Raw genomic sequence first — 14,187 nt, forward strand, 5'->3', positions numbered from 1 at the left:
GCTATCGCGGCAATCAGGGTGTGGCATCACAATGAACAAAGAATTTGCATTTACGGTCAAGAGCGTTCGTTTCGACGAGCACTACCACCCCGCCGAAAATACGCGCATCACGACCAACTTTGCCAACTTGGCGAGGGGCGCGAGCCGTCAAGAAAACTTGCGCAACACGTTAAGGATGATTGACAACCGCTTCAACGCCTTGGCCCATTGGGACAACCCCAAGGGCGATCGTTATACGGTGGAGCTTGAAATCATTTCCGTCGAAATGGACATGTCTGCTCAACGCAGTGGCCATGCCATTCCTTTGATTGAGATATTGAAAACCAACATTGTTGATCGAAAAACCAACGAGCGCCTGGCAGGCATTGTCGGCAATAACTTTTCCTCTTACGTACGTGACTACGACTTCAGCGTGCGCTTGCTGGAGCACAACAAGGACCAACCCCACTTCAGCACACCCGCTGACTTCGGCGAGTTGCACGGGAAGTTGTTCAAGAGCTTCGTTAATTCAAGCACTTACAAAGAGCACTTCACCAAGCCGCCTGTCATCTGCCTGAGTGTGTCGAGTGCCAAGACCTACCATCGCACCGAAAACCTGCACCCTGTACTGGGCGTTGAATATCAGCAAGATGAATATTCCCTGACGGATGAATACTTCAACAAGATGGGGCTGAAGGTCCGCTATTTCATGCCTGCCAATAGCGTTGCGCCCCTGGCTTTTTATTTTTCCGGCGATTTGCTCAGCGACTACACCCCGCTTGAGCTGATCAGCACCATCAGCACCATGGACACCTTCCAGAAGATTTACCGCCCGGAGATCTACAACGCCAACTCTGCAGCCGGCAAATCCTTTCAACCCAGCCTGCAACACCAGGACTATTCACTGACGCGGATTGTTTATGACCGCGAAGAGCGCAGCCGACTGGCCATTGAACAGGGCAAGTTTGTTGAAGAAAACTTCATCAAGCCCTACCAGTCGGTGCTGGAGCAATGGTCTGCCAACCACGCGCGTTGATTCATTTAAAAGACAAGGTCACCCGTAATGAAAAAGTTATTGCCTACTTCAACCGCCGGCAGCTTGCCTAAACCGTCCTGGCTGGCGCAACCCGAGACGCTCTGGTCACCCTGGAAACTGCAAGAACTCGAATTGGTCGAGGGCAAACAAGACGCCCTGCGTTTGTCACTGCAAGAACAGCAAAACGCCGGCATCGATATCGTCAGCGATGGTGAACAAACGCGCCAACACTTCGTCACCACCTTTATCGAGCACCTCGGCGGCGTTGATTTCGAGAAGCGCGAAACCGTCAGAATCCGTGACCGTTATGACGCGAGCGTGCCAACGGTGGTGGGTGCGGTCACGCGTCAAAAGCCAGTGTTTGTCGAAGACGCCAAGTTCCTGCGCCAGCAAACCACGCAACCCATCAAATGGGCGCTGCCAGGCCCCATGACCATGATCGATACGCTGTACGACAACCACTACAAAAGTCGCGAAAAACTGGCCTGGGAATTCGCCAAGATCCTCAATGAAGAGGCCAGGGAACTGGAAGCGGCGGGCGTCGATATCATCCAGTTCGACGAGCCGGCCTTTAACGTGTTCTTTGATGAGGTGAATGACTGGGGCGTTGCCACCCTGGAACGCGCAATTGAAGGCCTTAAATGTGAAACCGCGGTACATATCTGCTACGGCTATGGCATCAAGGCCAACACCGATTGGAAAAAGACACTCGGATCAGAGTGGCGCCAATACGAAGAGGCGTTTCCCAAGCTGCAAAAATCCAGCATCGATATCGTCTCGCTGGAGTGCCACAACTCCCATGTGCCCATGGAGCTCATCGAACTCATTCGCGGTAAAAAAGTGATGGTCGGTGCCATCGACGTGGCCAACCATGCCATCGAGACACCCGAGGAAGTCGCCAATACCCTGCGCAAAGCCCTGCAGTTCGTGGATGCCGAAAAGCTATACCCGTGCACCAATTGCGGCATGGCGCCCCTGCCCCGTCAGGTTGCGAGAGGCAAGCTGAAGGCGTTGAGTGCCGGCGCAGACATCATCCGCCGAGAACTGTCGAACTAGTGCCCACCATGCCACGTCCCGGCCTGGCCATCGAGCCATTGAGCTTTCGCGAAGCGCTCGGGCACTACGCCTCCGGCATCACGGTGATCACGTCGCACATCGAGGGTGAGCCGATTGGTTTCACATGCCAGTCGTTCTACAGCGTGTCGATGAACCCACCGCTGGTGTCCTTCAGCGTTATGTCCAATTCCGCCAGTTATCCCAAAATCCGCCAGGCCGGTCGATTCGCCGTCAATATCCTCTCGGATGAGCAGGTCAGGATCTCCAACCAGTTCGCGCGGCGTGGCACCGACAAGTGGCATGACGTCGACTGGCAGGCATCGCCGCTGGGCAACCCGATCATCGCCGGCAGCCTGCATTGGCTGGATTGCGACATTCACGCCGAACACGTCGCCGGTGATCACCTGATCGTGATTGGCGAAGTGAAAGCACTGAACCTGCAAGAGGCAACGGCGACGCAGCCGTTGCTGTATTTCAAAGGGCAATATTGCAAGATCGCCGCGCCTGACGCGGTTTGAGCCTTTACCCGCGCCGCCCTCGCAAAGGGCGGCCGCTGTCCCAATCCCACGCATAAATCGGCCCGATCCCGCGCGCCAAAAAAAATCCCCCGACGCATGCTGGCTTTCGACACGTCAGCCGCGCTGGCGTGCAGCAGTCCTTTAAGACCGATCAAAAACAATCAAAGAGGTTCTTATGCCCGTGCTCCCTCGCCCGTCGTCGCGCCTGGCGCGCCACCCTTTTCGGGCCATGATGTGTGCTTCAACGCTCGCACTGTCGCTGTCCGCCTGCGCCACTCCACCCTACCCGCATGCCCAGGAACCGATTGGAGACGTGCAGGCCATCTACGACGGCAAACTCAGCCCCGAACTGGCAGTGACCACCTTCCGCAATACCGACCGCTTGTTTCCGGTGCGCACCATCAAGGCGGGAGGCCGCCCGTTCCCCCTACCGCGCAGCAGCCAGCCGCTGGGCCCGGTGGCCTTCGACTTCAAAGGCAAGCACTACAGCCTCGACGACTACGTGACGACCAACCGCGTCACCGGCCTGCTGGTGCTCAAGGACGGCAAGATCGTCGATGAGCGCTACGCCCACGGCAACACCGCCGAGACCCGCTGGATGTCGATTTCGGTGGCCAAATCCGTCACCTCCACACTGGTCGGCGCAGCCCTGCAGGACGGCTCCATCAAAAGCCTGGATGACAAAGTCACCCGCTACCTGCCGGCACTGGCCGGCAGCGCCTACGACCAGGTCACCGTGCGGCAGATCCTGGCCATGCGTTCCGGGGTCAAATGGAACCAGAAATACACCGACCCCACCTCCGACGAACGCCACCTGATCCAACTGCGCAGCGAGCAAGTGACCGGCTCCCTGCTCAAGTTCATGGCCACTCTCTCCACCGCCGCGCCACCGGGCACCCGTACCAACTACAGCACCGGCGAAACCCAAGTGCTGGGCCAACTGGTCAGCGCCGCCGTGGGCAAGCCCCTCACCCAATACCTCAGCGAAAAAATCTGGGCGCCCTACGGCATGCAGACCGACGCCAAATGGTGGCTCGACGGCGCCAATGGCAACGAAGTCGGCGGCAGCGGCATCAGCGCGACGCTTGAGGATTACGGCCGCTTCGGCCAATTCGTACTCAGCGGCGGCAAGGCAGGTGGCAAACAGGTATTGCCGGAAGGCTGGTTGAGCTTCGCCAGCGCGATCACCGGTTCAGATGGCGCCTACGGCGAGTTCGCCTCCATGTGGTGGCCCGGTTGGACCGATGCGTCCAAGGCCGATAAAGCCTTCACCGCCGCCGGCACCTTCGGTCAGTACCTTTACATCAATCCAACCAAAAACGTAGTGATCGTGGTGTGGCAGACACAAACCCAACCCACCGGTGGCGAGGTGATCGACGACATGGCCGCGTTTGACGCAATCGCCAACGTGCTGCCGTAACTGAAAAAGGGGGGCGAGCCATTCTGACGCTGGCCCGCCCCCCATTACCGCACATTGCCCCACAGTCCCCCCACGCCTACAGTGAATGCCTCAGCGATCAACCCCGAGGTCATCCCCCATGGCACGCATTGTCCGACTCCACACCTACGGCGACGCCAGCGTCTTGAAACTCGAAGACATCGACGTACCCGCCCCCGCCGCCGGTGAAGTGCAAATCGACGTCAAAGCCTTCGGCCTCAACCGCGCCGAAGTGATGTTCCGCAACCACGCCTACCTGCAAGAAGCCGAATTCCCCAGCCGCCTGGGCTACGAAGCGGCCGGCGTTATCACCGCCGTCGGCGCCAACGTCAGCGACCTCCAAGTGGGCGACGCCGTCAGCGTCATCCCACCCCTCGACATCGCCCGCTGGGGCACCTACGGCGAAGTCGCCAACGTGCCCGCCCACCTCACCGTCAAACACCCACAAAACCTCAGCTTCATCCAAGCCGCCGCCTCGTGGATGCAATACGTCACCGCCTGGGGCGCCCTGGTCGAACAAGCCAAACTCACCACAGGCGACTTCGTACTGGTGACCGCCGCCTCCAGCAGCGTCGGCCTCGCCGCCTTCCAGATCGCCCGCAGCGTCGGCGCCACCGCCATCGCCGTCACCCGCACCCGCGCCAAACAACAAGCCCTGCTCGACGCCGGCGCCCACCACGTCATCGTCAGCGATGAAGAAGACCTAGTGCGACGCGTGATGCAACTCACCAACGACCAAGGCGCCCGCGTCGTGTTCGACCCCATCGGCGGGCCGGGTTTTGAAGCACTCACCCAAAGCATGGCCCAGGGCGGGATCTTGTTGGAGTACGGCGCGTTGAGCTCCGAGCCGACGCCGTTTCCGTTGTTCACCGTGTTGGGGAAATGTTTGACGCTCAAGGGGTATTTGTACGCCGAGATCGTCGCTGACCCGGCTGCGTTGGAACGGGCTAAAGCGTTCATCCAGGAAGGGCTCGCGTCGGGCGCGTTGGCGCCGGTGATTGCGAAGACGTTTGGGTTGGATGAGGTGCAGGACGCGCACAGGTATTTGGAGGCGAATCAGCAAGTGGGGAAGGTGGTGGTGACGGTTTAAGGGAATCGTCCTAGGACATTTCCCAAAGCTGGTGATTGGGTTGCCCGATTGCCTACGCCTGCGTCAGAATCCGCCGGCTTGTGCGCTGGGGTGGTGGAATCTATGGTTGCGCGGTCGCTGAATTTTTCGGTGATCGGGTTTAGTAGCCTGGTTCGGTTATCTAGATGTGCATGAGCTTCATCAGGCAGACATTGCGTCTGCACTCGATGGCGGCTGTGCGCAGGGCGTCCTCGGACGCGCCGGCTTTAGATATCCACCGGTCTACTAACCTGCGTATAGCTGCCACCCACTCGTTTAGTAGCGGAGAGGTGGTGGCATAAGCCAGGGTATCTTTTATGTCTAACGTCGCACCGGATTCACCCGCTGTCTTCTGCGTTGCTCCAGACGCAAGCAATGAAGCTCTCATAATTAATAGCTACGAGACCTTTAGCTCGGTTAGTACGCTTCTGCTCGACCTTTCGGAAAACCTCAGAGGTAAACACCGTGACATCGCACTGGCTATTCACCAACTGAGTGAGCTAGGAATCCTTCTCACATCCAGGCTGTTGGATCGCGAAGCTCCCTGCTCCCGCTGAATACGATTAATCTAAGCCACACCAACCCGACTGGTCACCGAGCACTCAAATACCAAATACAAGGGCTTGGTGACTTTAATCTTCAGTCTCGGCCATAGGAAGCTCATGTACGAACGCGAAAAGTGGCCTTTTGAAATCACATTTTTGTTGCTTACACGGAAAAATTGTGTAATTTTTACCTGGCGTGGGCGTATCGCCTACTTGCTGCAGTCGAAATTTGACGTCCGCTGGTTAGCTCAGTAATGAGCGTTCGATGCTTCGGTATTGAACTGATGAGGAGAGGGCCCCGGCACTCTCCGACCCCCGCGTCCCGCTGGAGTGCTTCACGGTGGGCCAGCCATGAGAAAGATGGTGGTTTTCAGCGGACGGTTTCGATGTACGCAACATCTTTCTCTATACCCTTTGTTATGGGTTGGCATGGCTCACATTTATATCCAATGGATTGGTTATTGTGCTCACAAACCCTTTAAAGTTCACAAAAAACTCAATCAGCAGTCGCGAAAACCTATGCAAAGCCTTACGAATTCCTGATGATTTTCTAGCGACAGTATTAGCTCTCCCTCCCGACGACCGATATACAAAAAAAGATCACGTAAAGAAAGCTGGTGGTATCAGCCGTCCAATTTACAACCCTCACCGCTTCCTAAGAAGAATTCAGAAAAAAATCAACATTGCAATTTTTTCAAACAACTACGTCATCCGATGGCCTCATTTCATCTACGGTTCAGTTCCAAACCAAACCAACAACGACGGCTATGATCGGAAAGATTATGTTTCATGCGCGGGAAGACATTGCGGAGCAAAAAGCCTGCTAAAAGTAGACGTCTCGAGTTTTTTTGACAACATCCATCAAGATATTGTTTTTTCAATATTCAAAGACTTCCTCAACTACGAAAAAGAAGTCTCAGAAATACTAACCAATCTATGCTGCCATAACTCCCACTTAGTGCAAGGCGGGCTAACCTCAAGCTACATTGCCTCGCTATGCCTGTGGGACATAGAGGGTAAAGTAGTCGAGCGACTCAATAGAAAAGGCCTAACATATACAAGACTGGTTGATGACATCACTGTCTCTTCCAAATCCCTAGAGACAGACTTCACATATGCATTAAAAATAATAAGCGATATGCTGACAACAAAAGACCTACCTATAAATGAGAGTAAAACGCGAATTTATAGAACGTCTACCGAACCATTAACAGTACATGGCCTTCGGGTAAGTTTCAGCACTCCAAGACTACCATCCGATGAAGTAGGGCGAATTCGCGCCTCAGTTCGAAACTTAGAGTCACTTGCAGCCGAACCGAGCTATCGCACATCTCATGGGTATAGGCACGACTACAATCGCTGTATGGGGAGGGTTAATAAATTACACAGAGTCGAACACAACCAACACAAGCCACTTCTCATGCGTTTGCGCGCCATCAGACCACTACCTTCTAGGCGCGATGTAAATAGGGCTAAAGATATGGTCGCCCGCTTGGAAAAAGACTACGACACCCAAAGTCACACGCATTGGTATAAATCAAGGTTTCATCGAGTAACCGAAAGGCTAATAGTGCTAGACCGAATTTACACTAAGACATCCACATTACTGCGCTCCAAATTAAAAAAACTAAGACCTGTGGGTGAGTGACCAATTGACCAACTTTATAGATATTTCAAAAACGACCAAATTCAAAATTCGCGCTTTTATATCAGGCCTTCACCCATACTTTAAAAATTTAATTTTTTTACTAACTACCATTGCAGTGTTAGGATTTGGGCTTTCTACACTTTCCCTATTATCTATTTTCCTTGCCGATCGCATTTACTCTTTACCACTTTGCCTTTCGAATAAATGTTTCATTCGATTTTATGAGAATTTCAGCTCAGCCTTCAGCATTGCAAAATCAACCTTGGACCTCATGGTACTTGTAGCGACTGTTGGCGCAATTTTTGTAGCTTTACTAAGCTATTTATCAACGCTAAAATCATCATATTTTACCAACCACGTCTCTCACCTTACCCTCTTTCAAAGCTTTTTTTCAGAAGAAGTCAGAAAGCGCGACCTGCTATCAATTTCCTCTTTTGATCCCCACAGAATATATGGCTTAATATATAAAGGCTCAAGAAACGGAAACATGTCAATCTCCGAAGACTACTTTGAGTTTATCAACTTAGTCAATCACGTCATTTCAAACTCAAACTTCAAATCTTTCAAAGCAACCAAAGGACCATTCATATACAAAGACCATCAAGCAGAAATGATTCGAGCCCTTGAAAAAATTGGCTTCAACCTTCAGTTTATGCCTAAGAAAGACTTTTATGAAATTGAAACACAAATTATCTCACTGCTAAACTCTATATCAAACTCTTTTTGCGGAGGCTCAACCCGAACAACACTTGAAAAACGCTTATACAGATAACGTTAGAGCCCAATGTCCGTGATCGGCCAGCTTTCTTTCTCTGCGGATTGGAATCGGTCCTACGCCCTCAAGCGAAAAATCTTCGAAAATTCAGTGACTCTAAAACAAGGAGCATATCTATGCATTATTCAGGAAGCCAGTTGACTGGCGACATAGGCGAATTGATTGTAAAAAAAGAATTTGCAAAGCTTTTTAAATGGCCGTACAGACGCCAAGAAGTTGACCTAGGTATTGACGCAGAGTTTGAAATTTTGCTTGAAGGGAATTTGGCCTCTGGAAAAATTGTCAAGGTTCAAGTAAAAGCCACAGAGGAACCTTTCAAAGACGGGATAAATACAGTTTATCCCACCCATGAGCACATCGAGTACTGGAAGAATTTTTCAGTTCCGGTGATTTTATGCGCAGTAAGCACACCCACAGAAGAAATACTCTGGAAAGTTATAGACCCGGACGGCGACTATAAGACACCCAAGGGTGCGAAAGTCGAATTTGATCGTGCCGCAGACAAACTAGATATAAACGCAAAGCCAAAATTTGAAAAAATTGCCACCCATGGAAATAGCATTGTTATGCATTTAGCGAATATAACAATGCAATCTCTTCGAAGCTACTGCGATGAATCCGGAAACGCTTGGATGTCAATTGATAGCGAAGCTTCTCTTGCACAACACTCTGCTAACGAACAAGCAATCAATATGATTTACCGATTAATTGAGTTAAGCAAGGGAAGAACCCCTGAAGTTGCATCCAAGATGGTAAGCACAATGAACCGTCTTTGGAACCAAATAGACATGGAGCTTGATAGACAAAGGAAAGAGGATTTGTATTAGTGGGCTCGAGCGAAGGCCAGCGGAATTTGGAGTTTGTTCACAATAGCCTCTCCGTAGAGTGGTCCCCATTGTGCAGGCGTCCCCGACGCCTAGATTCGCCATCAAAAAGTCAAGCTCTCGCCTTTCCAAACCCTGCTTTCTGAACGACACTCGCCCTGCACAGGCAAACAGAACCCACCGGATAGGAACGGACTCCAATGCATCTTGAATTTCACGTCTCAGACGAATTGAAGCAAGAGTTTGTGAAGCTTCTGAATGAAGCTCACACCGAGCAGGTCTACCAAAGCTTCCTGGAAAAACACACGCAGTTCATACCCCGCGAATTCGTCCAGAACCATGGCATCCACTTTGACCTAGTTTTCAGAAAGCTACACCTAGCCAGTGACTATGCGCCTGATTTCTTCTACATGTCGAAGAGCTCAGCTGACTGGAATCTGGTACTGATTGAAATCGAGAAGCCTCAATCTAAATACTTCAAAGACGGCACCAACGACCTCCACCCTGATTTCGTATTAGCTTTTAACCAAATTCTGCAGTGGCGCGCCTGGTTTGAAAACCATAGTAACTATATAGGTTTCATAAATGGCACGTTGGGGTCAATACGCGAGCCCATGGGTTATAATAGTTGCCACGTAAAGTACGTCCTCGTGCATGGCCGTCGCGATGAGTTCGCCGAAAACGCGGTTAAGCGCAACAAAATAAAAGCCATGGAGCAACATGACGTTAAGATTCTGTCCTATGACAGTCTGCTTGAAGCTCTTAATAGGAAACACCCGCTTTACGTGTGCGCCCGCAAGAACGAGTGGGTAGATTTCCTCTCCACAAAATATGTTTCAGATGAGGTCTTCTCTTATTTCGGCCCGAGCATGATTCGGATCAATGATGACCTCAGAAAGGACATAATCGAAAATAAACCTAACTGGCGTATCAACAGCCTAAGAGGCGGAATGGAATTAGATCATGTGCTGGATAAGCTAGGTCGCTGCTGACGAACATCACTGCAGAAACACTAAAGGCTCCTTCGGAAAATGTCGCCTTCCCAATTGCGCGCATAAACAGGCCATTGGCAAGCGGAGCGCGCAGTCTGGCACGGCCGAAAGGCGTGAGGAGGTAAGCCTATAGGGCCGAATTTCCTGTGACTGCTACAAGCTAAACAGCAACATCAACCTCGATTACTCATTCGATTCTTGGCTAAGCTGAGCAAAAATTTAGCGCATAAATAAGTAGCTTGGTGCAACGAAAGCGAGTTTAGACTTACCGCACAACAAACAATGCAAATTTTTTATGAAAAGCAAAAATCTAACGACAATTGAACGAGACAACCATCCGAATATTCCTATTTTCACCAATCCTGCTAACTGGGCCCATCCCTAAAAGAAGACTCTGATTCAGGCGCCTAGCTTCGGACCTGAGTCAAGCTCGTGCTTGACCAATGTCAACTCCCCAACAACTCCCTAACCCTCCCCCCCAACACCTCCACCGCAAACGGCTTCGTCAACACCCCCATCCCCGCCCCCAACTGCCCATACCCCATCACCGCATTCTCCGCATACCCCGTAATAAACAACGTCTTCAACCCCGGCCTCAGCTCCATCCCCGCCTCGGCCATCTGCCTTCCATTCATCCCACCCGGCAACCCCACGTCCGTCACCAGCAAATCAATATGCACATCCGACCTCAGCAGCTTCAGCCCCGCCGCACTGTCCGCGGCTTCGATCACGGTGTAGCCCAGCTCCCCCAGTACATCGGCGAGTAGCATGCGCACGGTGGACTCGTCGTCCACCAACAGCACGGTTTCGCCGTGCTGGGCGACTTCGATATCCACTTGTCCTGGGGCCAGTTCATCACCCGGCGCGGCGCCGTGGTGGCGTGGGAGGTAGAGGGACACGCAGGTGCCTTCGCCTTCGGTGGAGTGCAGGTGCACTTGGCCGCCGGATTGTTGGGCGAAGCCGTAGATCATGGATAGGCCCAGGCCGGTGCCTTGGCCGATGGGTTTGGTGGTGAAGAAGGGTTCGAATACGTGGGCCATGACTTCGGGGGGCATGCCGGTGCCGGTGTCGGTGACGCTCAGGCGCAGGTACGGGCCTTCGGAGAGGTCGTAGGCGCGGGCGGCGGTGGCGTCGAGCCAGTGGTTGCTGGTTTGAAGTTGGATGCGGCCGCCTTCGGGCATGGCGTCGCGGGCGTTGATGCAGAGGTTGAGCAGTGCGTTTTCCAGTTGGCTGACGTCGACGAAGGCGGTCCAGGCGTCCGGGGCGCCGATGGTTTCGATCTGGATGCCGGGGCCGGCGGTCCGTTGGATGAGTTCGGCCATGCCGTACATCAGGGTGTTGACGTTGGTGGCGCGCGGTTCCAGGGTTTGCCGACGGGAGAAGGCCAGCAGGCGCTGGGTGGGGACGGCGGCGCGCAGCGCTTCGTCGGCGATGGTGCGTCGGCGGCTTGGCGGGCGAGGATGTCGAGCAGGCGCAGGTCGCGTTCGGACGGCTGGTGCGGAGTGCTCCAGTGGGTGCAGATCATGCCGAGCAGGCGGCCATCGCGGGAGCGTAACGGCGTGGTCTGGGCCGAACGGATGCCCGCGCGGCGGAAGGCGATCAGGTCTTCGGTGCCGGCAATGTCTACTCACTCTTCGAAGTCGGGGATGATGGCGCGCTGGCCCATTTGCAGGGCCATGGTGCAACTGCTGTAGGCCATGGGGCTCACCCATTGCCAGAACCCGACCGCTTCCGGTGGCACGCCGCGCGAACACAAGAGCTGCAACTGGCCGCCATGCCCGGACGGGTGCCCTTCGGGGCACAACAGCTGCATGGTGCCAAATTGCGAGCCGGTACCCCTGCTGTTTCTTACAACCCACGCCCGTACTCAAACAACGCCATATCCATAACCCGAGCAGTGGAATATGGCAGTTTCAACCGCCCCGTTTTCAACATTAACGGGCGAACCTTCAATGCTCGGACCACACCTGCAAGCGCAGTGAGGCCCTTTCCGCTGGCCGCAGTGATGTGTGGAAGGCGCGGAAAAAGATCTCGGCAAGCTGCAATATAAAAACGGTCCAGCGCCGGGCACTCCCCCCAGACGCCCATCAGGATTTTAGTCTTGAGCGTATCCGTCCAAGAGACGTTACTGGCCAGCTTCTCCATCGCCCCCAATACATCGTCCAAGAGCTTCTGGTTGTAGACCAGGTTTGGCGAGCCCGCTGCAAAATCATCCAAAGAGAGCTCAAGCAATTCCGGACCTTTGCCCGTAAAGAGAGACTTGGCCAGCGCTTTCATCAGATCAAGGTTGCTGTTTTGCAACAACCCCGAGGAGCCGCGGAACATCCCCCAGTTCGCCAGGTAGAACCCGATGTGCAGCGCTGTCGTGTCGATCTGATCATTACTGATGAGATCCGCCCAATGAGGCCGGCATTCGTCCCAGATGTACTCGTAGAGGAACTCCCATGCTTTGAGTCGCGGGTAGTCGTTACCCGGTGATGGCTGGATATTCTGGTAATACATTCGAGCATAATGGTTAACGTCAAACATCATCATCCGGCTTCCTGCGCGAGGCATCCCTATTGATTACCGCAGCGCAGGTTATCGGCAGGGTGGACGAGATAATGAGGGCACAGCTCAGTAGGGTGAAGCCCAGGCTCAGCCACCTGCATCGCGCACCCTTTCAGCACCGCGCTGGCGATGGAAACAGAATGTGGTTATCCGGACATCGTTGCCGAACACTGCTGGAACGAATGGCACCGTGTGCGCCTCTAGATTCAACCCGCGCCCTTTAACGCGTCGCCGCGAGCGAAACGGGGGCGTTTCGCGCGCCCTATGAATGGAATCGACACCATGAAAAAAGCCAGCTTATTGATGCTGCTATCAATCCCACTCTTTTCGGGATGCTCTACGGTCACGGGCCTCAAATCCTATACCACGGCGTATAACGAACCACAGCCCGCCACCTCCAGCAGGCTTAGGGTTATCACTGATCAAACGGTTCGGCTGGTTCCCGACAGCCAGTGCATAGACTGGCACTTACCCGGCGCAGGGATTGTCAATTCAAGGTCTTTGGCGCCGTTGAATGATCACACGTTCAACGACAGGAGCCTTGGGATTCCAGGAGGAGACGGTGTTCAAAACAGCTCAGAAATTTATATCCGTCCGGACACACCGATCACGCTGGTGTATGCAGGTGCCACACGAAAATATCAATGTGTCACCGGTGTCCATTTTGTGCCCGAGGCCGGCGCAGACTATGAAGCCAAATCAGAGCCGTGCGGGATCTGGATCAGTAAAATCGTCAAGAACAGCACAACGGGAGCGGTCAGCCGCGAACCTGTCAGCAGTCAAACCGCGAAGGCATGCCATTAGTGGGTGGGGTGAACGTACAGGAGAGCATTTTTTATCTCGCCGAGTCGTTCACAGAGTCTGGGTCGGAAACAGTTTTAAGATGCCTACAGCATGCCTACCGGTAAAGGAAATATCGAATGAAGTACGAACCTCTCTCAGGCCCCTCTGAAACTCACATGGACACCTATTCCTGGCGACGGCGTCTCTTAACAGCCTGCCTCGCGATGGGGTTATTTATCGCGACTCAACTGGTGCTGGTGTCAGTGCTGGGCGCCGGTAACCTGAACGCAATGCGGCTGCTGGCTGGCAGTGGTTTTTCTGCGGCGGTGCTGTTTTTGTTTGCGGTGTTCGAGCGTAGACACTCGGGGGGCGCGCGTGCCCTTATCGGTCATGACGTGGGCAGGACATTCAAGTTATGCGTTGCATGGACAGTGGGCGCTTACTTGGTCTGCAGCGGGCTCGATATCTGGCTGGGGTACGGGCGCACGGAATCGATGTTCAATTCTGGCGGTGCGTCAGTGTCTCAAAAAGTGCTTTTCTGGGTGATGGCGCTGACCTTTTTGCCTATTTTCGAGGAACTGCTGTACCGGCATTTCCTGATTCGCCTGTTCCCTCTTGAGAGCCGCGTTTGGCAGTGGGTTGCGATTCTGTCCACCAGCGCCTTGTACATGTTCATTCACATGCCATTCACTCACTGGACCTCGTTCCTGCTCATCGGCACGCTCGCCGTTATCCTGGCCTATGCGCGGGTACGAAGTGCGGGCCTGTTGGTGCCGGTGCTACTGCATATTTCTGCGCAAGTCATGGCCATTTCGAAGGATCTCGTGGCTCACCACTGGTTTTAGGCATCTTTCCACCTGTGATGCCCCCTGCCTCTGAACGAAGCGCCCTCTGCCGCAGTCCGAACACCATCACTCCGGCAAAGACCTGCCCCC

At 53.7% G+C, this 14,187-nt stretch carries 13 protein-coding genes and 1 pseudogene; 12 read left to right on the top strand and 2 right to left on the bottom strand.

Annotated elements, in window-relative coordinates; all coding sequences use genetic code 11:
- Positions 1–31 precede the first annotated feature (31 nt).
- From KHP07_RS20525 to KHP07_RS20565, 10 genes are all read left to right on the top strand, one after another.
- Complete coding sequence (locus KHP07_RS20525; protein WP_099493015.1) at positions 32–1,015, top strand: DUF1852 domain-containing protein; 984 nt, start codon at positions 32–34, stop codon at positions 1,013–1,015.
- 27 nt (positions 1,016–1,042) lie between these two features.
- Positions 1,043–2,071: a methionine synthase gene (locus KHP07_RS20530; RefSeq protein ID WP_214497896.1), complete on the top strand. Its 1,029-nt coding sequence runs from the start codon at positions 1,043–1,045 to the stop codon at positions 2,069–2,071.
- A gap of 8 nt (positions 2,072–2,079) precedes the next feature.
- The gene (locus tag KHP07_RS20535) at positions 2,080–2,589 is read left to right on the top strand and encodes a flavin reductase family protein (RefSeq protein WP_214497897.1); all 510 of its coding nucleotides are present in this window, start codon (positions 2,080–2,082) and stop codon (positions 2,587–2,589) included.
- Between the two features lie 175 nt (positions 2,590–2,764).
- A complete protein-coding gene (locus KHP07_RS20540) occupies positions 2,765–4,009 on the top strand; it encodes a serine hydrolase domain-containing protein (RefSeq protein ID WP_214497898.1) in 1,245 nt (414 codons plus the stop codon).
- Positions 4,010–4,127: 118 nt separating this feature from the next.
- The gene (locus tag KHP07_RS20545) at positions 4,128–5,117 is read left to right on the top strand and encodes a zinc-dependent alcohol dehydrogenase family protein (RefSeq protein ID WP_214497899.1); all 990 of its coding nucleotides are present in this window, start codon (positions 4,128–4,130) and stop codon (positions 5,115–5,117) included.
- 335 nt (positions 5,118–5,452) lie between these two features.
- The gene (locus KHP07_RS29595) at positions 5,453–5,692 is read left to right on the top strand and encodes a DUF6124 family protein (RefSeq protein WP_250883628.1); all 240 of its coding nucleotides are present in this window, start codon (positions 5,453–5,455) and stop codon (positions 5,690–5,692) included.
- Positions 5,693–6,143: 451 nt separating this feature from the next.
- Positions 6,144–7,328, top strand: a complete 1,185-nt coding sequence (locus KHP07_RS20550; RefSeq protein ID WP_214497900.1) for a reverse transcriptase family protein — start codon at positions 6,144–6,146, stop codon at positions 7,326–7,328.
- Positions 7,321–8,100: a retron Ec48 family effector membrane protein gene (locus tag KHP07_RS20555; RefSeq protein WP_214497901.1), complete on the top strand. Its 780-nt coding sequence runs from the start codon at positions 7,321–7,323 to the stop codon at positions 8,098–8,100. The genes KHP07_RS20550 and KHP07_RS20555 overlap by 8 nt, the downstream gene beginning before the upstream one ends.
- 119 nt (positions 8,101–8,219) lie before the next feature.
- The gene (locus KHP07_RS20560; RefSeq protein ID WP_214497902.1) at positions 8,220–8,930 is read left to right on the top strand and encodes a DUF4365 domain-containing protein; all 711 of its coding nucleotides are present in this window, start codon (positions 8,220–8,222) and stop codon (positions 8,928–8,930) included.
- 197 nt (positions 8,931–9,127) lie between these two features.
- Complete coding sequence (locus KHP07_RS20565) at positions 9,128–9,919, top strand: Shedu immune nuclease family protein (protein WP_214497903.1); 792 nt, start codon at positions 9,128–9,130, stop codon at positions 9,917–9,919.
- Between the two features lie 446 nt (positions 9,920–10,365).
- Here KHP07_RS20565 and KHP07_RS20570 read toward each other — a convergent pair.
- Positions 10,366–11,753: pseudogene (locus KHP07_RS20570) on the bottom strand (GAF domain-containing hybrid sensor histidine kinase/response regulator); the annotation flags it as partial.
- A gap of 14 nt (positions 11,754–11,767) precedes the next feature.
- Positions 11,768–12,451: a hypothetical protein gene (locus tag KHP07_RS20575; protein ID WP_214497956.1), complete on the bottom strand. Its 684-nt coding sequence runs from the start codon at positions 12,449–12,451 to the stop codon at positions 11,768–11,770.
- A gap of 300 nt (positions 12,452–12,751) precedes the next feature.
- Between KHP07_RS20575 and KHP07_RS20580 the strand changes: the two genes are divergently transcribed.
- Together KHP07_RS20580 and KHP07_RS20585 are read left to right on the top strand one after the other, a co-directional pair.
- Positions 12,752–13,273: a hypothetical protein gene (locus KHP07_RS20580; protein ID WP_214497904.1), complete on the top strand. Its 522-nt coding sequence runs from the start codon at positions 12,752–12,754 to the stop codon at positions 13,271–13,273.
- Positions 13,274–13,389: 116 nt separating this feature from the next.
- Positions 13,390–14,097 (top strand): CPBP family intramembrane glutamic endopeptidase, encoded by a 708-nt coding sequence (locus KHP07_RS20585; RefSeq protein WP_214497905.1) that lies wholly within the window; start codon positions 13,390–13,392, stop codon positions 14,095–14,097.
- Positions 14,098–14,187 lie beyond the last annotated feature (90 nt).

It is taken from the genome of Pseudomonas sp. VS40 (assembly GCF_018587885.1).
GTDB classification, from domain to species: Bacteria; Pseudomonadota; Gammaproteobacteria; order Pseudomonadales; family Pseudomonadaceae; genus Aquipseudomonas; species Aquipseudomonas pergaminensis.